The sequence below is a fragment of the Microvirga lenta genome (assembly GCF_020532555.1).
GTDB classification, from domain to species: Bacteria; Pseudomonadota; Alphaproteobacteria; order Rhizobiales; family Beijerinckiaceae; genus Microvirga; species Microvirga lenta.
On the sequence record NZ_JAJBBR010000006.1, the window covers coordinates 114,417 to 134,324 of the forward strand.

Annotated in this window: 20 protein-coding genes; 9 read left to right on the top strand and 11 right to left on the bottom strand. The window is 65.4% G+C overall.

What is annotated here, in order from left to right; all coding sequences use genetic code 11:
• Nucleotides 1-16 precede the first annotated feature (16 nt).
• Nucleotides 17-847 carry an amidohydrolase family protein gene (locus LGR44_RS11280; protein WP_226740437.1) on the bottom strand — a complete coding sequence of 277 codons (831 nt, stop codon included), beginning with the start codon at nt 845-847 and terminating at the stop codon, nt 17-19.
• Nucleotides 848-1,175: 328 nt separating this feature from the next.
• Between LGR44_RS11280 and mgrA the strand changes: the two genes are divergently transcribed.
• Entirely contained in the window at nt 1,176-2,249 is a 1,074-nt protein-coding gene (mgrA, locus tag LGR44_RS11285) for an L-glyceraldehyde 3-phosphate reductase (RefSeq protein WP_226740439.1), read from the top strand.
• Nucleotides 2,250-2,265: 16 nt separating this feature from the next.
• Here the strand turns inward: mgrA and LGR44_RS11290 are convergent, their stop codons facing one another.
• The 9 genes from LGR44_RS11290 to LGR44_RS11330 all read right to left on the bottom strand — a co-directional run bounded on the left by LGR44_RS11290 (nt 2,266) and on the right by LGR44_RS11330 (nt 10,592).
• Nucleotides 2,266-2,622 (bottom strand): DUF4186 domain-containing protein, encoded by a 357-nt coding sequence (locus LGR44_RS11290; RefSeq protein WP_226740441.1) that lies wholly within the window; start codon nt 2,620-2,622, stop codon nt 2,266-2,268.
• Between the two features lie 21 nt (nt 2,623-2,643).
• On the bottom strand, nt 2,644-3,504 hold the full coding sequence (locus LGR44_RS11295) for an SDR family NAD(P)-dependent oxidoreductase (RefSeq protein WP_226740443.1): 861 nt from the start codon (nt 3,502-3,504) through the stop codon (nt 2,644-2,646).
• 232 nt (nt 3,505-3,736) lie between these two features.
• Entirely contained in the window at nt 3,737-4,732 is a 996-nt protein-coding gene (locus tag LGR44_RS11300; RefSeq protein ID WP_226740445.1) for a phasin family protein, read from the bottom strand.
• A 290-nt stretch (nt 4,733-5,022) separates the two neighbouring features.
• Entirely contained in the window at nt 5,023-5,850 is an 828-nt protein-coding gene (locus LGR44_RS11305; protein ID WP_226740446.1) for an alpha/beta hydrolase, read from the bottom strand.
• Nucleotides 5,851-5,867: 17 nt separating this feature from the next.
• Entirely contained in the window at nt 5,868-6,563 is a 696-nt protein-coding gene (locus tag LGR44_RS11310; protein WP_226740449.1) for an ABC transporter ATP-binding protein, read from the bottom strand.
• Nucleotides 6,563-7,318 (bottom strand): ABC transporter ATP-binding protein, encoded by a 756-nt coding sequence (locus LGR44_RS11315; RefSeq protein ID WP_226740450.1) that lies wholly within the window; start codon nt 7,316-7,318, stop codon nt 6,563-6,565. Before LGR44_RS11315 ends, LGR44_RS11310 begins: the two co-directional genes overlap by 1 nt.
• Nucleotides 7,311-8,342 (bottom strand): branched-chain amino acid ABC transporter permease, encoded by a 1,032-nt coding sequence (locus tag LGR44_RS11320; RefSeq protein ID WP_226740452.1) that lies wholly within the window; start codon nt 8,340-8,342, stop codon nt 7,311-7,313. The genes LGR44_RS11315 and LGR44_RS11320 overlap by 8 nt, the downstream gene beginning before the upstream one ends.
• A 9-nt stretch (nt 8,343-8,351) precedes the next feature.
• Entirely contained in the window at nt 8,352-9,272 is a 921-nt protein-coding gene (locus tag LGR44_RS11325; protein WP_226740454.1) for a branched-chain amino acid ABC transporter permease, read from the bottom strand.
• Nucleotides 9,273-9,416: 144 nt separating this feature from the next.
• Nucleotides 9,417-10,592, bottom strand: a complete 1,176-nt coding sequence (locus LGR44_RS11330) for an ABC transporter substrate-binding protein (protein WP_226740457.1) — start codon at nt 10,590-10,592, stop codon at nt 9,417-9,419.
• 374 nt (nt 10,593-10,966) lie between these two features.
• Between LGR44_RS11330 and LGR44_RS11335 the strand changes: the two genes are divergently transcribed.
• The 8 genes from LGR44_RS11335 to LGR44_RS11370 all read left to right on the top strand — a co-directional run bounded on the left by LGR44_RS11335 (nt 10,967) and on the right by LGR44_RS11370 (nt 19,301).
• Nucleotides 10,967-12,613: a benzoate-CoA ligase family protein gene (locus LGR44_RS11335; protein ID WP_226740459.1), complete on the top strand. Its 1,647-nt coding sequence runs from the start codon at nt 10,967-10,969 to the stop codon at nt 12,611-12,613.
• Nucleotides 12,614-12,700: 87 nt separating this feature from the next.
• Entirely contained in the window at nt 12,701-15,055 is a 2,355-nt protein-coding gene (locus tag LGR44_RS11340) for a bifunctional salicylyl-CoA 5-hydroxylase/oxidoreductase (protein ID WP_226740461.1), read from the top strand.
• Nucleotides 15,056-15,059: 4 nt separating this feature from the next.
• Entirely contained in the window at nt 15,060-15,824 is a 765-nt protein-coding gene (locus LGR44_RS11345) for an SDR family NAD(P)-dependent oxidoreductase (protein WP_226740489.1), read from the top strand.
• Nucleotides 15,825-15,826: 2 nt separating this feature from the next.
• Complete coding sequence (locus LGR44_RS11350) at nt 15,827-16,336, top strand: MarR family winged helix-turn-helix transcriptional regulator (RefSeq protein WP_226740463.1); 510 nt, start codon at nt 15,827-15,829, stop codon at nt 16,334-16,336.
• Nucleotides 16,333-17,169, top strand: coding sequence for an enoyl-CoA hydratase family protein (locus LGR44_RS11355; RefSeq protein WP_226740465.1), 837 nt, complete (start codon nt 16,333-16,335; stop codon nt 17,167-17,169). Before LGR44_RS11350 ends, LGR44_RS11355 begins: the two co-directional genes overlap by 4 nt.
• A gap of 1 nt (nt 17,170) precedes the next feature.
• Complete coding sequence (locus LGR44_RS11360) at nt 17,171-18,382, top strand: acyl-CoA dehydrogenase family protein (protein WP_226740467.1); 1,212 nt, start codon at nt 17,171-17,173, stop codon at nt 18,380-18,382.
• 11 nt (nt 18,383-18,393) lie between these two features.
• A complete protein-coding gene (locus LGR44_RS11365) occupies nt 18,394-18,861 on the top strand; it encodes an acyl-CoA thioesterase (protein WP_226740469.1) in 468 nt (155 codons plus the stop codon).
• 20 nt (nt 18,862-18,881) lie between these two features.
• Nucleotides 18,882-19,301: a RidA family protein gene (locus LGR44_RS11370; protein ID WP_226740491.1), complete on the top strand. Its 420-nt coding sequence runs from the start codon at nt 18,882-18,884 to the stop codon at nt 19,299-19,301.
• A gap of 37 nt (nt 19,302-19,338) precedes the next feature.
• Here the strand turns inward: LGR44_RS11370 and LGR44_RS11375 are convergent, their stop codons facing one another.
• Nucleotides 19,339-19,740: a hypothetical protein gene (locus LGR44_RS11375; protein ID WP_226740471.1), complete on the bottom strand. Its 402-nt coding sequence runs from the start codon at nt 19,738-19,740 to the stop codon at nt 19,339-19,341.
• Between the last annotated feature and the right edge of the window lie 168 nt (nt 19,741-19,908).

Consider the following 19,908-nt stretch of genomic DNA (forward strand, 5'->3'; position numbering starts at 1 on the left):
CATGGCCTGTCCCCCGTCAGAAGCGATAGAAGCGGCGAGCGGTCTCGCCCAAGATAGAACTCTGCTCGCCCTCGGAAAGCGGCGCGACGAATCTCTGCACGGTTGCGAACCATTGCGCATAGGGTGCAGCAAGGTCGAGAACGGGCCAGTCCGAACCCCACATCAGCCGCTCCGGTCCGAACGTCTCGATCAGATGCTCTGCGAACGGCCGCAGGTCGTCGTCCGCCGTCCGGTCTCCAGCCTCGGTCAGCAGACCGGAAAGCTTGCAGAAGACCTGCGGACGCCGGGCGAGAGCTGCAATCTGCGGCGCCCAGTCTCGAAATCCATCCGCTCCCCTGGCGATTTCGGGCTTTGCGCCATGGTCCACGACGATGGGCAGGTTGGGGTAGCGGTCAGCGAAGGCGGCGAGGGCCTCGAGATGCGGAGGCTTCACAAGGGCGTCGAAGGTGAGGCCGAGCTCCTCGGCGGCGGTCAGGCAGGGCTCCAGATCGGGGCGAAGCATCCACTCCGTATCGGGGATCGCCTGGAGCATCGGGCGGATGCCGCGGAACTTCGGGTGCTCCGCGAGACGGTTCAACTCGTCGACTTGATCGTTTCGTTCGAGGTCGACCCACCCGACCACGGCACCGACGAAGGGTGTGCGCTGCGCGATGTCGAGCAGGTAATGCGTTTCCGCCAGATGCGGCGCGGCCTGCACGAGGACGGTGCCGGACACGCCGGCGGCCTCGATCTCCGGCGCAAGGTCTGCGGGGGCGTAGTCCCTGTAGATTGCGGCGAGGTCCGGCGTCGGCCAGTCGAACCAGGGTGCATCCAGCGACCAGAAATGCTGGTGGGAGTCGACAATCACAGGGTGCGATTTCCCCTCGATGCCGGATCGTCGTGGGCGATCCGGAACAGCCCGTTCGTCAGGCAGTTTGATGTTCTCTCCCTGGATCTGTCCAGTCGGCGGATCCGAAAAACGGCCATGGTGATGGCGAGCAATCCGCAAGATGCCGCGGGAGCCGTGGAAGTGAAACTGTGTGGCGTGGCTTCTGGGGCGGCGTTTCCTGCGGAGCTTCGGGCCTTGCAAACCCCTCCGCGATGCTTAGCATTTCGGAAACGACAGAGCGCGTGATGCCTCCGCATCCGGTCCCGGCCGGGCGGCGGCTGCTGCGCGCATAAGGAACAGGTGGACGATGTCCTATATCGCCGATGACGATCGCTACAATCGAATGGCCTATCGCCGCTGCGGGCGCAGCGGCCTCGATCTTCCGGCCATTTCCCTCGGGCTCTGGCAGAATTTCGGCAGCGTCGACGTGTTCGAGACCGGTCGCGCCATCCTGCGGCGCGCCTTCGACCGCGGCATCACCCATTTCGATCTGGCGAACAATTACGGTCCCATTCCCGGCTCGGCGGAGGAGAATTTCGGGCGCATCCTCGCCACCGACTTCAAGCCGTACCGGGACGAGATGATCATCTCCACCAAGGCGGGATACCGCATGTGGCCGGGTCCCTACGGGGAGTGGGGCTCGCGCAAGTATCTGATCTCGAGCCTCGATCAGAGCCTGCGGCGGATGGGGCTCGATTACGTGGACATCTTCTATTCCCACCGAGTCGACCCGACGACACCCCTCGAAGAGACCATGGGCGCACTCGACACGGTCGTGCGCCAGGGCAAGGCGCTCTATGTCGGGATCTCCTCCTACTCCGCCGAGATGACCGCCCGCGCGGTGCGCATCCTGCGCGAACTCGGAACGCCCTGCCTCATCCACCAGCCGTCCTATTCGCTCCTGAACCGCTGGGTCGAAGGCGAGCTCCTCGACACTATCGACGATCTCGGAGTCGGCTGCATCGCCTTCTCGCCGCTGGCGCAGGGCATGTTGACGACGAAATACCTGAACGGCGTGCCGGAGGGCTCGCGCGCCACCCGTGGCGGCTCCTTGTCGGAGAGGCTGCTGACGCCGGAGAATATCGAGCGGGTGAGAGGCTTGAACGAGATCGCCCAGCGGCGAGGGCAGACGCTCGCCCAGATGGCGATTGCCTGGGTGCTGCGGGATCCGCGGGTGACATCGGCGCTCATCGGGGCGCGCAACGTGGAGCAACTCGACGATTCCCTTGCGGCTCTCGAACGGCTCGACTTCACCGCCGAGGAGCTGGCCGAGATCGACCGCTACGCCGCCGAGGGCGAGATCAATCTCTGGAAGGCCTCCGCCGAAGCCGTGACGCCGGATGTGGAGCGGGCGGAGAAGAAGGGCTTCGGTTTCGTGTGATACGTCGCGCGGGACGTCAGGACGATTGCCGTTCGAGCCATCGGCCGATGGCCTCGACTACGTGACGCTGTTCGTCCTCCGTCAGGGGCCGGCCGGCGGGGATGCCATGCCATTTGGATAAGCAGCCACGGCAGCATGTCGCGGTGGCATGCTGGGCGATGAAGACCGGATGTCCCTTGAACGGGGTCTGCTTGCCGTCGTTTGCCGGCTCCGCAGGGGCGAGCCGGCGGAGAACGAAATCGCCCGCATGGGCGAGCACCGTCTCCATTCCCCGCGTCTCCAGATAGGCGCGTTCGCGTCCCGACAGTCTGAAACGCCGTCGGAAGGTGGAGGTCTCCAGTCGCGAAAAAATGTCGTCGAGGGATTTCGCCATGGTCGTCCGCTTCGCTGCGTCTCAGTCCTCCGGACTGTCCATGAAGCGGGCGAAAGCGTCCTTGTAATCCGGATGCCAACGGGAGAGGGCGGGGCGGTTCCGGATGAGGTCCTCGGCCGCCCAGCGAATGCGCTTGCGGTCCATCTCGGGCGTGGTCTCGTTGTCCGGGCAGAGGATATAGAAGTTGCCCTGCGCCATCCCGCTCAGAAGAGCATAGATCACCTGCTCCGGCGCCCAGGCACCGGGAGGCTTCTCGGTCACCCCTCTGGCCCTGGTGAAGCCCGTATAGACGAAGCCCGGGATCAGGAGGTGCGCAGTCACCCGGCAGCCGGGCCTCGTGCGCAACTCGTGCGACAGCGCCTCGGTGACGACCTTCACCCCGGCCTTCGAGACGTTGTAGGCCGTGTCGCCGGGTGGAGTCGTGATGCCCTGTTTCGAGCCGGTGTTGACGATGGCGCAGGGGGTGCCCTGTTCCATCATCATGGGCGCGAAGGCCTGGATTCCGTTGATGACGCCCCAGAGATTGGTGTCGAGAATGGCGCGCCAGCGCTGAGGGTCGCCGAAGAGCTGGCCGCCGCCCTCCGTGCCGGCATTGTTCATCAGGAACGCAACCTCGCCGAAGGCGCCGACGACCTCGTCCCTCAGGCGTTCGAAGTCCTCCGCCCGACCGACATCGGTTTCTACCGCGAGAACCTTTCCGGCCCCGCCCACGGCTTCGGCGACCTCATCGGCAGATTGCCTCAGGACGGCTCCGTCACGATCCGCGAGGCAGACCCGCATTCCGAGACCGGCCAGGCCCTTCGCGGCCGCAAGACCGATGCCGCTCGCGGCGCCGGTGATGACGGCGACTCGGCCGGGGGCGATTGCGGGATGAGCATCCATGTCGGGAACTCCTCAGGAAGGGGAACGCGTCCGGCCGGGCCGGTCTCTCGGCTTAAATGGGTAAGGAAACTCTTCGGGATAGGGTTTCCTACGTAGGAAGTTTCCGAAGAGACAAGGCACAACGGCTGGTGTAGCACGGTGACAGAATACCTCCGGCCTTTTTCTGCCCCATGAAGGACGGAGTCTTGGGCGCCCGAACGAGGGCGCCCTTTTTTTGTCCTGGAGCGCCGGGTCAGGCGGCCCGGCCGGATCCCTTCGAGCGGCTCTCCGCCTCGACCGTCATGATGCGCGATGCCTCGTTGGCGATGCGGGAGGAGAGCTCCACGATGCGCCGGCTGTTGTCGAGCATCTGGGTCATGTTATTCCGCATCAATGCGCTCTGCGCCTCGAAGAGTTCGCTTAAGGTCCGGCAGCGGGAAAGGCTGCTCAGCCCGTCGATGTTCTTCTGCAGGCGCTCCTGTGCCAGTCCGACCCACTCCTGGGAGACGTCCTGAAGCCCGCGTGCGAGTACCGAGCCCGACTCCACGGCCGCCCAAACATTCTGCGAGGTCCGTCCCGTCAGATCCTGCCCGCCGCGCATGGGCAGGCTGTAGAGCTGCATCAGCTCGGAGGCTGCGCCGAAGCCGCTCCGGAAGATGTCCTGAGCGCCCTGCGCGGCGGCCTGGGTCCGCTCCATTCCGGCCTGTGCGGCACCGACGAGGTCTTCCGTGGTCCGCTCGACGGCTTCGAGCTGCTCGCGGCTACGTTTCGCAACGGTCTGGCGCTGATCGGCCTCGGCGCGTCGGATCTCCTCGGCCGCAGCGAGGTCATCCTCCACCTTCTCGACGACGGCCTCGACCTCTTCGTCGCTCAAGACCTTCAGGACGGCCGGGATGAGCTCCTTCTTGTCGTCGCGGATGTGCTGCTGGAACACCTTTCTCAGGTCGGCAAGCTTCTTGATGAATTCGCCGTTGCCCTTCGGCATGCGGTCGAGCTCCTCCAGAAGCGCGCTCGTCTCCTCGTTGTCGTTCATGGCGCTGCGCACGAGATCTTCCATGTCCTTGTGCTTCCTCAGGACCGGGAAGAGGTGCTGCTCCTGGAGGCTGGCGAGGAGTTCGAGTTCCTCCTTGAGATCGGCGAACAGTCTTTCACGTGTCTTGACGGCATTGTCCGACGTGTCGAGCAGCTTGGCGAAAAGCTCGTTCACCTTGTCGGGACTGGTCTGGCTGAACTTCCTGTTGGTCGTCATTTTCCCCTCGCGAAATCCAAAAAAGAAAGGGCCCCGCCGCTTCCGGCATGGAAGCCTGAGCAAGCATTCTCCATCGCAGGAACCCGCAACTGGCACTCGGTTGAAAGAAGAAGGCCGATACGGCGACGCCGGCCATGGACCCGCCTGTCTTGGACAGACGCAGCCCAGTCTGGATGCGACCGGTCGGCGGTGTCTACAGGACGAGCGGACGCATGTTGCATTGCAACACGAAATGAAAACCCCTTATCCCGCTGGAGGTTCCCACATCAGCGGAGCTGGGATTGCCGCACCTAGGAGGCGTTCGAAGAAAGCTCGACCAGAAGATCGACGAGGATGTCGTTCGGCTCGGCAAGTCCGGCGATCACGTCGAAATGGTGGGCTCCCGGAATTTCATGGAGGCGGGTGGTGACGCCGGCCTTGCCCCACTCGTCTACGATGGTCCGGCTTTGCCGCAGGAATTCGCTGCTCTCCGCCCCGCCGACCACGGCCACGAGACGGCCCCTGGCCGGAGCTGGCCATTCCAGAGGGCTCAACCGTCGGGCCTCCTGCTCCGTCAGCTTGAGCGCGGCGTTGATGGATGTCGGCACGAGCGGGACGAGGTCGAAGAGGCCCGAGATCGGCATCGCCGCACGGATCCGACGTTCCGGCGCGGTGTCCGGACGCGCCATGAGGCAGGCCGAGAGATGGCCTCCTGCCGAATGCCCGGAGGCGACGAGGGGGCGGCCCGTTCGCTGCTGGACGAACTCGGCCGCCGCCTCGATTTCCGAGACGATGGCGGGGAGGCTCACGGCGGGGGCAAGGCTGTAGCTCGGCATCGCCACGGTGAGCCCGCGCTTGTTGGCGCCACGGGCGAGGTGGCTCGCCGTCGACTTGTCGAGGGCCTGCCAATATCCGCCATGGATGAACAGGACGATGGGGCCGCCCGCATCGCCGCCTTCCGGGTAGAAGAGGTCGAGGCGGTTGCGCTCGCCGGGACCATAGGCGAGGTCGAGTTCGCAGCGGGCCGTGTCCCGGTAGGCGGCGGCGTCCCTCTGCCATCCGGCTATATGGACCCCGTGGTCCGGTACGCGAGCCCGGTTGTTGTACTCGGCCTCGAGGTCGATCTCGGCATGGGCCATGTTGTCGGCTGCTCCGCTCAGACGTGGAGATAACGGTCCTTGAGGGTGGGATCCGCGGCGAGTTCGGCGCTCGTGCCCGTCCAGACCGAATGGCCTTTCTCGATGATCACGTGGCGGTCGGCGAAGCCCGCCAAGGCATCCACGTTCTTGTCGATCACGAGGATCGATTGATGCTCGCTTCTGAGGCGCTTGAGGCAGGCCCAGATTTCCGCCCGGATCAGCGGGGCCAGCCCTTCTGTGGCCTCGTCGAGGATCATGAGCTTGGGATTGGTCATCAGGGCCCGGCCGATGGCAAGCATCTGCTGCTCGCCGCCCGATAGCTGGGAGCCCAGATTGCTCCGCCGCTCCTTCAGGCGGGGAAACAGGTCGTAGACCGCATCGAGCGTCCAGCGGCGTCCGGTGCGGGAGGCCGCGGTGGCGACGAGGTTTTCCTCCACCGTCAGGGTCGGGAAGATCTGGCGCCCTTCCGGAACGAGGCCGATGCCGGTCTGGGCGATCCGGTAGGGCGCCTGCCCGGTGACGACCGCCCCATCGAAGCGGACCTCGCCAGCTTTCGGGCGCAGCAGCCCCATGATGGAGCGGATGGTGGTGGTCTTGCCCATTCCGTTGCGTCCGAGCAGGGTCACGACCTCTCCCGGACCGACATCGAGGGAGATGTCGAACAGCACCTGGGCGGCGCCGTAGGACGCCTGAAGGTTCCGAACCGAGAGCATCAGACAACCTCCTCCTCGCCAAGATAGGCGGCGCGCACCTCCGCATTGGACCGGATCCGCTCCGGCGTATCCGTGGCGATGACCCTGCCATAGACGAGGACGCTGACGCGGTCCGCCAGGGTGAAGACCGCATCCATGTCGTGCTCGATCAGCACGATCGTCGTCTGCCCCTTCAGGCGTCGCAGGGTTTCGACGACACGCTGTGAGTCGTCGTGGCCGGTGCCGGCGAGGGGTTCGTCGAGCAGAAGCAGCTTGGGTTTCGTGGCGAGCGCGATGGCGAGCTCCAGCTGCCGTTTCTCGCCATGGGAGAGAAGACCTGCCGGCACCTGGGCCCGTGGGCCGAGGCCCACAATATTCAGGCACTCCATGGCGGGCTCGTTCAGGTCCCGCTCATGGGCGGCGTTGCCGAAGAAGCGGAAGCTGGAGCCGGAGCGGGCCTGGACCGCGAGCGCCACGTTTTCCAGTGCGGAGAAGCCCGGCAGGATCGAGGTGATCTGGAACGAGCGGGCGAGCCCCTGCCGGACGCGCTCATGCATGGGCCAATGGGTGATGTCCTCGCCGTTGAAGAGGATCTGGCCCGAGTTGGAGCCCAACATCCCGGAAACCTGGTGGATCAGCGTGGTCTTGCCGGCGCCGTTGGGGCCGATGATGGCGTGCAGCTCGCCCCTCTCGACGGCGAGGCTCACGTCGTCCGTCACGGCAAGCGCGCCGTAGTTCTTCCGCAGGTGGCGGATGTCGAGCAACGTCTCAGCCATGGTGTCCCCGCCGCAGAAGTCCCATGATCCCGCCCCGGACGAACAGCACGATCAGGATCAGGAGAGGACCGAAGACCATCTGCCAGTTCTCCGTGAGCCGCCAGCGGATGTCGTCGTTGAGGAAGAAGCTGCCGGCATGGAGGATCTCCGGGAGGAACTCCTCCAGCAGCAGGAAGGCGGCGGCGCCGATGATCGCCCCGTGCAGCGAGCCGAGCCCTCCGAGAACGACCATGAAGATCAGCTCGCCGGAGCGCTGCCAGGTCATGAAGGCGGGGCTTATGAATTCGGCCTGGTTCGCCAGCAGGCATCCGGCCAGTCCCGCCATCATCCCGCTGATCACATAGGCGGCGAGCTGGTACCGGAAGGGCTGAAACCCGATGGCTTCCATGCGGGTGGCGTTCTCGCGCGTTCCGCGCAGAACGCGCCCGAACCGCGATGCCACGATGGCGCGAGACAGTGCATAGGCTGCGAGCAGGCAGATCAGGGTCGCCCAGTAGAACGCGAAGTCGTTCTCCAGAATGCCGGAGCCGCCGAGGAGGCTGCGGGTCGCAAGCGTCATGCCGTCGTCGCCGCCGTAGGGCGCCAGCGACGTGGCGAGGAAGAACAGCATCTGTCCGAAGGCGAGGGTGATCATGATGAAATAGACGCCCTTCGTCCGCAGCGAGATGGCCCCTGTCACCAAGGCAAAGAGGGCGGAAGCGGCGAGTGCGACGGGAACCTGTATGAGCGCATCCTCGATCCCGTGGCTCGCCAGGATGCCGACGCCGTAGGCGCCGATGCCGAAGAAGGCCGCATGGCCGAAGCTCACGAGGGCCCCGTAGCCGAGGATCAGATCGAGCGACATGGCCGCCAGACCGAAGATCATCACGCGGGTGAGGAGGGAGAGGACATAGCCTTCCGCTCCCGAGGCCGATGCGAAGGCCGGCGCCGCGGCGAACGCCGCGAAGATGAGGATGGGGGCGAGCTCGAACCGCAGGAACGGCAGGGCGGCGGGAGCGGACTGCTTTTCGGCAAGTTCGGTCATGGCGACGCCCTAGCGCTTCACGGGAAAAAGGCCCGAGGGCCGGAAGAACAGCACCGCAGCCATGAAGATGTAGATCAGCATCGGCGCGAGCGCCCGTCCGGTCTGGCTGGCGGCGGAGGGATCGAGAAAGACCCTGAGCAGGTTCGGCGCGAAGGAACGGCCCACCGTGTCCACCAGTCCGATCAGGAGGGCGGCGAGGAACGCCCCGCGGATCGAGCCGATGCCGCCGATCACGATCACCACGAAGGCCAGGATGAGGATGTTGTCGCCCATGCCCGGCTGCACCGATAGGATCGGCGCGACCATGGCCCCGGCGAAGCCGGCCAGCATCGCGCCGAAGCCGAACACGATCATGAACAGTCGCCGGATGTTGACCCCGAGCGCCGAGACCATCTCGGCATTCGTCGCGCCTGCCCGCACCAGCATGCCGATCCGGGTGTGGCTGACGAGCACGTAGAGCAGCCCGGCCACGAAGAGGCCTGCCGCGATGATGGCGAGGCGATAGACGGGATAGAGCAGACCATCGGCGATCTGCACCGAGCCGGAAAGAATCTCGGGCACCGGGACGGACAGGGGGGCTGCGCCCCAGACGAACTTCACGCCCTGGTTCAGGAACAGGATCACCCCGAAGGTGGCGAGCACCTGATCGAGATGGTCCCGGTCGTAAAGATGCCGGAAGATCAGTGCCTCAAGAAGGAGCCCGAAGGCGAGGGCGGTGGGCAGCGCCAGGAGAAGGGCCCAGCCGAAGCTTCCCGTCCATGCGCTGAAGGCCGCAACCAGATAGGCGCCGACCATGTACTGGACGCCATGGGCCAGGTTGATGAAGTCCATCACGCCGAACACCAGCGTCAGGCCGGCGGCGATGAGGAACAGGATGAGCCCGAACTGAAGGCCGTTCAAAGCCTGGATGAGAAAGAGGGTTGCAGTCATCAGCGCTTTACTGGCGGCGAGCGCGCATCGGTGGGGCGTCAAGCCCGTTGCCCGACGGAACGGGCCGATGGCGTTCGCAAGGATCAAAGGATTTCCCCGTCCCGGGCCTTGCGCGGGACGGGGTTGAGCAGCCTGAAGGGGCGATCAGTTCGTCGCCGCGCATTCCTTGGCGTAGGCGTCGGTGTAGTCGTCGAACACCTTCTCGACGATCTCCGTCTGGTACTTGCCGTCAGGACGCTTGGCCGCCTTGACCAGATAGAAGTCCTGGACCGGGAAGCCGTTCACGCCGAACTTGAAGTCACCGCGCAGGGACTGGAAATCGGCCTTCTTGAGGGCATCGCGCAGGGCATTCTTGTCGTCCGTCTTGCCGCCGGTGGCCTTCAGCGCGCTGTCGATCAGCAGGGCCGCGTCGTAGGCATGCATGGAATAGGAGCCAGGCACCGAGTTGTAGGCCGCCAGATAGGAATCGACGAACTTCTTGTTCTGCGGCGTGTCCAGGTTCGGAGCCCAGTTGGAGCCGCCGAACATGCCGAGGGCCGCGTCCTGCTGCGCCGGCAGCGTCGACTCGTCCACCGTGAAGGCGGAGAGGAACGGAATGCGGTCCGCGAGGCCCGCCGCGCGGTACTGCTTGACGAGGTTCACGCCCATGCCGCCCGGCATGAAGGTGAAGATGGCATCCGGGTTCATGGAGGCGATCTTCGCCAGCTCCGACTGGAAGTCGAGGGTGTTCAGCGGAACGTAGGATTCCTCGACGATCTCACCCTTGTAGTGGCGCTTGAATCCGGCGAGTGCGTCCTTGCCGGCCTGATAGTTCGGGGCAAGGAGATAAACGCGCTTGTAGCCGCGGTCCTGGGCGACCTTGCCGAGAACCTCGTGGTTCTGGTCGTTCTGGTAGGAGGTGGCGAAGAAATAGGGATTGCAGTTCTTGCCGGCGAGGTTCGACGGGCCGGCATTGGTGCTGATGTAGAAGGTCTCGGCATCGACGATGGGCTTGTGCACGGCCACGGCGACGTTCGAGAAGATCGGGCCGACCACGAAATCCACCTTGTCGCGCTCGAGCAGGCCCTTGACCTTCGTTACCGCCACGTCGGGCTTGAGCTCGTCATCGACGACGATGACCTCCACGTCGCGTCCGCCCAGCTTGTTGCCGAGATCCTTCATGGCGAGCTGAAAGCCGTCGCGGGCCTGCTGGCCGAGCACGGCGGAGGGACCCGACAGGGTCAGAAGCAGGCCGACCTTGAGCTTCTCCTGCGACAGGGCCGGCGAGGCAGCTAGGCCGAATGCCGCTGCAATGCCGAGGGTCTTGATCGTGCGATTCATCATGTACTCCCGAGTGGCTGTTCCCCGCGCACGGTGTGCCGTGCTGCGATTATCTCAGGCGGGACGCAAGGCGCCTCGCCGACGGTCGGCGATACTGTGCCGCAATTTTAGCCTGCCGAACACTCCTTTTCGGTGGAGCCGGATGCCGGCATCCCCATGTTTGGGATTGCCAAGCAATATTTGAAGCTTTAAATAATTTTAGGAATTCTTCAAGCGGATTGTTCCGCAAGACGACAGTGATGACGGGCATGTGAATTCCAAGGATGGGCCTGAAATCCCGATGACCGTGCGCCCCGCCAAGCCATCTGGCGCGGCCGTCATCGAGCCCTCCGGAAGCCTGCATTCCGTCGCCAGAAACCTGAGAGGAGCGGACCATGGCGTACACGGCTCACGTCGACACATTCGCGAGGGACAACCTCCCGCCTCAGGATCAGTGGCCCGCCTTCATCTTCAACCGGCCGGAGCTGCAGTATCCGGACCGGATCAACTGCGTGCGGGAGTTCCTCGACCGCTGGATCGACGAGGGCAGGGGAGACGAGCCCTGCCTCATCAGTCCCGCTGAAACGCTCACCTATCGCAGGCTGCACGAGCGGGTGAACCGCATCTGCAACGTGCTCGTCGACAGGCTCGGCTTCGTGCCGGGCAACCGGGTCCTGCTTCGGTCCTTCAACAACCCGATGATGGTCGCGATCTATCTGGCGGTGCTGAAGGCCGGCGGCGTCGTCGTCGCGACCATGCCGCTCCTGCGCGCCAAGGAGATCGCCTATCCCCTGAACAAGGCGAAGATCACGCTGGCCTTCTGCGACCATCGCCTTTCCGAGGAGATGGAGCGGGCGCGCTCCCTCGCGTCGGACCTGAAGCATGTCGTCTATTGGGGTTCCAGCGCGGCGGACGGGCTCGAGGCGCTGATCGCGGATGCCTCGCCAGCGTTCGAGGCGGTCGATACGGCGGCGGACGATGTCTGCCTCATCGGCTTCACCTCCGGCACCACAGGCGAGCCGAAGGGGACGATGCACTTTCATCGAGACATGCTCGCGATCTGCGATGCGTATGCCGGCAACGTCCTGCGGGCCCAGCCGAGCGATCGGTTCATCGGCTCGCCGCCGCTTGCCTTCACGTTCGGTCTCGGCGGCATCGTTCTGTTCCCGATGCGGATCGGCGCATCGACGATTCTGCTGGAGAAGGCGGGGCCGGACGAGCTGCTGGGATCCATCGCCCAGCACAAGGCGACCGTCTGTTTCACCGCTCCCACGGCCTATCGCGCCATGCTGGCGAAGCTCGAGAGCTTCGACATCTCGTCGCTTCGCAAATGCGTATCCGCCGGGGAGCCGCTGCCGAAGGCGACCTTCGAAGCGTGGTTCGACGCCACGGGCATCAAGCTGATGGACGGGATCGGTGCGACGGAGATGCTGCACATCTTCATCGCTGCGACCGAGGACGAGATCCGTCCCGGCTCCACCGGCAAGCCTGTGCCGGGCTACGAGGCCCAGGTCATCGACCAGGATGGCCGCCCGGTCCCTCCCGGCGCCATCGGGCGCCTCGCGGTGCGCGGACCGACCGGATGCCGCTACCTCGCGGACGAGCGCCAACGCAACTACGTGAGAGACGGCTGGAACATCACCGGCGACACCTACGTCATGGATGAGGACGGGTACTTCTGGTACCAGGCCCGCTCGGACGACATGATCGTCTCCGCCGGCTACAACATTGCCGGACCGGAGGTGGAGGCCGCCCTCCTGACCCACCCTGCGGTCGCGGAATGCGGCGTGGTCGGCGCTCCGGACGACGGCAGGGGCGTGATCGTCAAGGCCTATGTGGTCCTTGCACCCGGCTTTGCGCCCGGGCCGGAGCTTACCAAGACGCTTCAGGATCATGTGAAGGCGGAAATCGCCCCCTACAAATATCCGCGCGCCATCGAATACGTGGAGGCTCTCCCCCGCACCCAGACCGGCAAGCTCCAGCGGTTCGAGCTGCGCCGCATCGCGGAGCAGGAGGGGCATGCCCAGGAGGTTCCGGCCTGATTCCCGTGTTGAGGACGGCCGCTATGGCTTGAACGGAAATTACTTTAAGCTTAAAATAATTCAAACCTTTGCCCGGGTAGGAAACTCATGAAGACGGCGATCATCGGCGGCGGCCCTGCGGGCCTTTACCTTGCGATCCTGCTCAAGAAGCAGTGGCCGGACACGGACGTCACGGTCTACGAGCGCAATCGCGCGGACGACACGTTCGGCTTCGGCGTCGTCTTTTCCGATGCCACGCTCGACAATTTCGAGAAATACGACCTGCCGAGCTATCAGCGGATCACGCGGGAATTCGCCTATTGGGACGATATCGCGATCCACTTCAAAGGCTCGGAGCATCGGATCGGCGGCAACGGGTTCTGCGGCTGCTCGCGGCGCACCCTCCTTCTGATCCTGCGGGACCGGGCGGAGGAGTTGGGCGTGACCCTTCGCTACGAAGTCGACGTGGACGACGAGGGCCTGTTCGCGGATGCCGATCTCGTGGTCGTGGCGGACGGGATCAACAGCCGCTTCCGCGAGCGCTACGCGGATCACTTCCAGCCGGAGGTGGATCTGCGTCCCAACAAGTTCGCCTGGATGGGCTCGACCCGGCCGCTCGACGCCTTCACCTTCATTTTCCAGGAAACGGAGTGGGGCCCCTTCATCGCCCATGCCTATCAATACGAGGCGAACCGCTCCACCTGGGTCTTCGAGACGGATCCCGAGACCTTCGAGCGCGCAGGACTGGCGCAGAAGTCCGAAGCCGAGTCCGCAGCCCTCATGGAGGAGATCTTCGGCTGGTTCCTTCAGGGCCACAAGGTTCTCACCAACCGCTCGATCTGGCGCAACTTCCCGATGATCCGCAACAAGCGCTGGGTCATGGGCAACAAGGTGCTGCTGGGAGACGCGAAGGCGAGCGCCCATTTCTCCATCGGTTCGGGCACCAAGCTGGCGATGGAGGATGCCATCGCCCTCTATGAGGCCCTCCGTAAAGATCGCACCGTCGAAGGCGCCCTGTCGATCTACGAGACCGGCCGGCGCGAGGAGGTGGAGAAGACCCAGCACGCCGCCGACGTGTCCCTGGTCTGGTTCGAGCACGTGGCCCGATTCTGGGATTTCGACCCGGTGCAGTTCGCCTTCGGGGTCATGACCCGCGCCAAGGCTATCACCTATGACAACCTGCGCCTGCGCGCGCCCGACTTCGTCGCCGATGTCGACCGCACCTTCGCCCGCAAGGTGCGCGACAGCGGTTTCGATGTTCCGGTCGACCGTCCGACGGTGCCCATGTTCCAGCCCTTCCGGCTGCGGGAGATGAGGGTCGAGAACCGGGTGGTGGTGTCGCCCATGGACATGTATTCGGCCAAGGACGGCGTTCCGGGCGACTGGCACCTCGTCCATTACGGCGCCCGCGCCACGGGCGGGGCGGGGCTGGTTTTCACCGAGATGACCTGCGTTTCGCCCGAAGGCCGCATCACCCTGGGCTGCACGGGCCTGTGGAACGACGAGCAGGAAGCTGCCTGGAAGCGGATCGTCGATTTCGTCCATGCCAATTCGGCGACCAAGATCTGCCTGCAGCTCGGACATTCCGGCCGCAAGGGTGCGACCAAGCTCATGTGGGAGGGCATCGACAGGCCGCTGGAGGAGGGCGCCTGGGACATCTGCTCCGCGTCCCCCATTCCCTATTTCCCGGACAGTCAGGTGCCGCGCGAGGCGACACGGGCGGATATGGACATGATCAAGGCGCAGTTCGTCGAGGCGGCGGAGCGCGGCGAGCGGGCCGGGTTCGACATGCTGGAGCTCCATTGCGCCCACGGCTATCTGCTGGCGAGCTTTCTGTCCCCGCTCACCAACCGCCGAACCGACGAATATGGCGGCTCGCTCGAGAACCGCCTGCGCTACCCGCTGGAGGTGTTCGACGCCATGCGCGAGGTCTGGCCGGCCCACAAGCCGATGTCCGTTCGCATCTCCGCGACGGACTGGGCGGAGGGCGGTCTGACGGGGGACGAGTCCGTCGAGATCGCCCGGGCCTTCGCCGAGCATGGCGTCGATCTCGTGGATGTATCCACCGGCCAGACCGTGCGGGAGGCGCGGCCGATCTACGGACGCATGTTCCAGACCCCGTTCTCCGACCAGATCCGCAACGAGGCGCACGTGGCGACCATGTGCGTGGGCAACATCACCACGGCCGATCAGGTCAACACCATTCTCGCCGCCGGCCGGGCCGACCTCGTGGCGCTCGGCCGGCCGCACCTGGTCGATCCGTTCTTCACCATGAAAGCGGCGGCTTGGTACGGCGCCGCGAGCATCCATTGCCCGCCGCAATATCTTGCGGGTAAAGACCAGATTTTCCGTAACTCCGTTCGCGACCGTCAGGACCTCGAGGATCTCAAGATCCGGGGCAAGCCGAAGACCCGGGCCGAGCTGAAATTGGAGGCGGGCGAGAAGTCTCTCGCCGCAGAATAAGATGATGGGGAACGTCCTTCAGGGCCGGCACGCGGTGGTGACCGGCGGCGGCCGCGGCATCGGCCGCGCCATTGCCGGCGCCCTCGCGGGCGCGGGCGCCACGGTGACCATCGTCGGGCGCGACCGGACGCGGCTGGACCGGGCGGTGGCCGAGGGCGGCGCCCATGGCGCGGCCGTCGCCGACGTCACGGATCCCGCGGCCGTCCGGGCGGCGGTCGCCGAGGCCGTGTCCCGGCATGGCCCCGTCGATCTGATGATCGCCAATGCGGGCTCCGCCGCATCGGTCCCGTTCATGAAGTCGGACCCTGCCGTCTTCCGCCAGATGCTGGATGTGAACCTGCTCGGCGTCACCAACGTGGCCCAGGCGGTGCTGGGCTCCATGACCGAGCGCGGCTTCGGACGCATCGTCGCCGTCGCCTCCACGGCGGGCCTCAAGGGTTATCCTTACGTCAGTGCCTACTGCGCGGCAAAGCACGCGGTAATCGGATTCGTCCGGGCGCTCGCTCTTGAGACGGCGAAGACGGGGGTGACGGTCAATGCCGTGTGCCCGGGCTTCACCGATACGGATCTCGTGGCGGAAAGCCTGGACCGCATCATGGCCAAGACCGGCAGGACGCGGGAGGAGGCGCTCCGCGAATTCGTAAAGCACAACCCGCAACAGCGCCTGATCGAGCCGAACGAGGTCGCGGATGCGGTGTTGTGGCTGTGCGGCGAGGGCGCGCGCTCGGTGACGGGCCAGGCCATCGTGGTGGCCGGGGGGGAGATCTGATCATGGACGAACAGCCGATTCCCCTCGATGCCGAGACGAAGGCGGTCGAGATGCCGGAACATCACCGGGACGAACTGCGCCTCTGGCTGCGGCTCCTCACCTGTTCGACGCTGATCGAGGGCGAGGTCCGCCGGCGCCTGCGGGACCGGTTCGACGTGACCCTGCCCCGTTTCGACCTGATGGCCCAGCTCGACAAGGCGCCTGACGGCATGACCCTGTCCGACCTCTCGAAGCGGATGATGGTGTCCAACGGCAATCTCACCGGCCTCGTCGACAGGCTCGTGACCTCCGGCCATCTGGAGCGCCGCGTCTCCGCCACCGACCGGAGAGCGCAGATGGTGAGCCTCACCCCGGCCGGGCAGGCGGAGTTCCGCGCCATGGCGGCCGAGCACGAGGGCTGGATCGCCGAGCTTTTCGGCGGCCTGAACCAGAAGGACCAGAAGGACCTCATGCGCCTTCTCGCCAAGACCAAGATCTCCGCCCGGCGGGCGATGATGGGAGACATCGAGTGACGCATTTCGCCAACCCGACCACATTGCCGCTCGCAAACTATCGGCCCCGTCATTTCCTCCTGTCCGTCGAAGGCCCTGTCGCCACGGTGACCCTCAACCGGCCGGAGAAGAAGAACCCGCTGACCTTCGAAAGCTATCGTGAGCTGACGGACTTCTTCCATGCCTGCGCCAAGGATGAGCAGGTCAAGACCGTCGTCGTCACCGGCGCCGGGGGCAATTTCTCGTCGGGCGGCGACGTGTTCGAGATCATCGGGCCTCTGGTGGAGATGGACACGAAGGGGCTCACCGCCTTCACCCGCATGACGGGCGAGCTGGTGAAGGCCATGCGGGCGGCGCCGCAACCGATCATCGCCGCGGTGGAGGGGATCTGCGCGGGGGCGGGGGCGATCGTCGCCATGGCCTCGGATATCCGCCTTGCGGCGCCGGGCGCCAAGGTCGCCTTCCTGTTCAACAAAGTGGGGCTTGCGGGCTGCGATATGGGCGCCTGCGCCATCCTGCCCCGCATCATCGGCCAGGGGCGCGCCTCGGAGCTGCTCTATACCGGCCGCTTCATGAGCGCCGAGGAGGGCGAGCGCTGGGGCTTCTTCAGCCGTCTCGTCGACGCGAAGGACCTGCTCGCCGAGGCGCAGGCCCTCGGGCAGGCGATCGGGACCGGACCGACTTTCGCCAACACCATGACCAAGCGGATGCTCGCCATGGAATGGGCCATGTCGGTGGAGGAGGCCATCGAGGCCGAGGCGGTGGCGCAGGCCCTTTGCATGACGACCGAGGACTTCGCCCGCGCCTACCGTGCGTTCGCCGCGAAGGAAAAGCCGGTTTTCCAGGGAGATTGATGTGATCGACGCCACCTTTCTCTCCTGGCCCTTCTTCGAGGAGCGCCACCGCAGTTTCGCCGAAGAGCTGTCGGCCTGGGCCGCCCATGAAATTGATCCCCTCGTGGACCACGACGACGTCGATGCCTCCTGCCGCCGCCTTGTGAAAGGTCTCGGCGAGGCCGGCTGGCTGAGGGCAACCGTGCCGCAGACCTATGGCGGACTGCATCCCACCTTCGACGTGCGCACCCTGTGCCTTGCCCGCGAGACCCTGGCCTATCGGGATGGCCTGGCGGATTTCGCCTTCGCCATGCAGGGGCTCGGCACGGGGCCGATCACGCTGTTCGGCTCCGAGGATCTGAAGCGTCGCTATCTGCCGCCCGTGGCGCGGGGCGAGGCTATTGCCGCCTTCGCGCTGTCGGAGCCCGAGGCCGGGTCGGACGTTGCCGCCATGAGCACCACCGCCCGTCCGGACGGCCCCGACCATGTGCGGATCGACGGGGTGAAGACCTGGATTTCGAATGGCGGGATCGCGGATCACTACGTGGTCTTCGCCCGCTCCGGCGAGGCGCCGGGCGCCAGGGGCCTGTCGGCCTATCTGGTGGAGGCCGATACGCCTGGCTTCTTCATCGACGAGCGGATCGACGTGATTGCGCCGCATCCTCTCGCGACGTTGCGCTTCGACGGCTGCCGGGTTCCGCTGGCGAACCGGATCGGCGGACCGGGGGAGGGGTTCAAGGTGGCGATGGCCACCCTCGACGTGTTCCGCTCCACCGTGGGAGCCGCCTCCCTCGGCTTCGCCCGCCGCGCCCTGGACGAGGCGCTGAGCCACGCATCCACCCGCCACCTCTTCGGCGCTCCGTTGAGCGACCTGCAGATGACCCAGGCGTCCCTCGCCGACATGGCGACACAGGTCGATTCCGCGGCGCTTCTGGTCTATCGCGCGGCCTGGACGAAGGATCAGGGGGCGGCGCGGGTCACGCGGGAAGCCGCCATGGCGAAGATGTATGCGACGGAGGCCGCGCAGAACGTCATCGACCGGGCGGTGCAGATCTTCGGAGGGCTCGGCGTCACGAAAGGCGTGAAGGTCGAGGAGCTCTATCGCGAAATCAGGGCCCTGCGCATCTACGAGGGGGCCACCGAGGTGCAGAAGATCGTCATCGCCCGCGAACTCCTGAAGACGGTCGAAGCGCAAGCGGCCGGGGCCAAGGCCAGCCAGGGCTCACGGGCGTGACAGGTGCTGCCATGAACGATGGACCGAGACAGCCCCAAGAAACCCTGGCGATGCCGAGCGACCGCGCCTGGCGTGGAACGGTCGCCATCCGATTCTCCCATTGTGATCCGGCAGGCATCGTCTATTTCGCGCGTTATTTCGACCTGCTGAACGGTGTCGTCGAGGACTGGTTCGGAGAGGCGCTGGGCATCGATTACCATGAGATGATCGGACCGCGCCGGATCGGTCTGGGCTATGCCAATGCCGGCGCCGACTTCCACAGGCCGGGCTTCATGGGCGACCGGCTCGATTGTGCCGTGACGGTCGAGCGGATCGGGCAGAAATCGTTCACCCTCCGCATCCATGCCTTTCGGATGTCCGAGCCCGTGCTCGTGGCGCGTTTCGTCATCGTGACGACTTCCCTCGAATCCCATACCTCCATCGCGCTCCCGGACGATCTCCGAGCGGCCTTGGAACGCTATCAGGAGAATTGCCAGTGACAGCTCCTCTCAGTCCAGCCATGCAGACCGTCCGAAATGACGGGCTCGAAATCCTTCATCCGAAGAACTGGCCCACGCCCAAGGGCTATGCCAACGGCATCATGGCGGAGGGCCGGGTCCTGGTGACCGGCGGGATCGTCGGCTGGGACGAGACCGGCGCATTTGCCGAGGGGTTCGTGGGGCAGGCCCGGCAGATCTTCGAGAACATCAGCGCCATCCTCGCCGAGGGCGGGGCGGGGCCTCAGCATCTCGTGCGCCTGACCTGGTACGTGGTCGACATGGACGAGTATCTCGCCAACCTGCGCGAGCTCGGACGCGCCTACAGGGCGGTCTTCGGCACCCATTATCCGGCCATGGCTCTCGTTCAGGTCGTGCGTCTGGTCGAGAAGGAAGCGCGCCTGGAAATCGAGGCGACCGCAGTCGTGCCCAAGCCGGAATAAGCGCGATTACTGCCTCCCTGGCGCATCCCGGGGAGGCCTACCATTTCACGAGGTAGTATTTCGGCTTCAGCCGGTGGCTTGATCGCCCCTTGCTCGGCCATGCGATGGGAGTGATCGGAAGCTCCTCCGACTGCCCGCCGAAGGGCCAGCTCTCCTCGCCTTTCGGCGGGTCGATCAGTTCCCAGTTGTCATAGAGATCGAGGGTGCCTTGCCCGGGCAGCCCTTCCGCGAGGAAGGGCCTGATTTCGACCCAGGGGCGGCCATGGGGGCGGGGAACGACATTGGTGACGCGCCCGTAGAAGTTCGTCAGCGGGCAACGGACATAGTCGCCGATCTTCGGCTGTCGCATCTTCTCGTGCCACAGGGCGGCTTCGGCGTGCCTAAGCTCCTCGCGCAGTTCGGCAATCTTCGCTTCCAGCTCTTCGATGCGCTTCGTCATGAGTTACCCAAGCGAATAGTGACGCTCAGGCATCGAAAATGGGCACCTGCGGCCTAGGTCACAAGGCGACCTATCCTTTTGGGCCGTTCCCATATTCGTGATCGTGTCGCGAAACCGTGAAGGTTGTGGCGCGGGTCGTGGTGCGGATTCGAGGCTGGTCGAAGCCGT

Bases quoted from the DNA above. Each gene is read 5' to 3' on its own strand.
- mgrA (WP_226740439.1), top strand. From the start codon at position 1,176: ATGTCCTATATCGCCGATGACGATCGCTACAATCGAATGGCCTATCGC.
- LGR44_RS11290 (WP_226740441.1), bottom strand. From the start codon at position 2,622: ATGGCGAAATCCCTCGACGACATTTTTTCGCGACTGGAGACCTCCACC.
- LGR44_RS11295 (WP_226740443.1), bottom strand. From the start codon at position 3,504: ATGGATGCTCATCCCGCAATCGCCCCCGGCCGAGTCGCCGTCATCACC.
- LGR44_RS11300 (WP_226740445.1), bottom strand. From the start codon at position 4,732: ATGACGACCAACAGGAAGTTCAGCCAGACCAGTCCCGACAAGGTGAAC.
- LGR44_RS11305 (WP_226740446.1), bottom strand. From the start codon at position 5,850: ATGGCCCATGCCGAGATCGACCTCGAGGCCGAGTACAACAACCGGGCT.
- LGR44_RS11310 (WP_226740449.1), bottom strand. From the start codon at position 6,563: ATGCTCTCGGTTCGGAACCTTCAGGCGTCCTACGGCGCCGCCCAGGTG.
- LGR44_RS11315 (WP_226740450.1), bottom strand. From the start codon at position 7,318: ATGGCTGAGACGTTGCTCGACATCCGCCACCTGCGGAAGAACTACGGC.
- LGR44_RS11320 (WP_226740452.1), bottom strand. From the start codon at position 8,342: ATGACCGAACTTGCCGAAAAGCAGTCCGCTCCCGCCGCCCTGCCGTTC.
- LGR44_RS11325 (WP_226740454.1), bottom strand. From the start codon at position 9,272: ATGACTGCAACCCTCTTTCTCATCCAGGCTTTGAACGGCCTTCAGTTC.
- LGR44_RS11330 (WP_226740457.1), bottom strand. From the start codon at position 10,592: ATGAATCGCACGATCAAGACCCTCGGCATTGCAGCGGCATTCGGCCTA.
- LGR44_RS11335 (WP_226740459.1), top strand. From the start codon at position 10,967: ATGGCGTACACGGCTCACGTCGACACATTCGCGAGGGACAACCTCCCG.
- LGR44_RS11340 (WP_226740461.1), top strand. From the start codon at position 12,701: ATGAAGACGGCGATCATCGGCGGCGGCCCTGCGGGCCTTTACCTTGCG.
- LGR44_RS11345 (WP_226740489.1), top strand. From the start codon at position 15,060: ATGGGGAACGTCCTTCAGGGCCGGCACGCGGTGGTGACCGGCGGCGGC.
- LGR44_RS11350 (WP_226740463.1), top strand. From the start codon at position 15,827: ATGGACGAACAGCCGATTCCCCTCGATGCCGAGACGAAGGCGGTCGAG.
- LGR44_RS11365 (WP_226740469.1), top strand. From the start codon at position 18,394: ATGAACGATGGACCGAGACAGCCCCAAGAAACCCTGGCGATGCCGAGC.
- LGR44_RS11370 (WP_226740491.1), top strand. From the start codon at position 18,882: ATGCAGACCGTCCGAAATGACGGGCTCGAAATCCTTCATCCGAAGAAC.
- LGR44_RS11375 (WP_226740471.1), bottom strand. From the start codon at position 19,740: ATGACGAAGCGCATCGAAGAGCTGGAAGCGAAGATTGCCGAACTGCGC.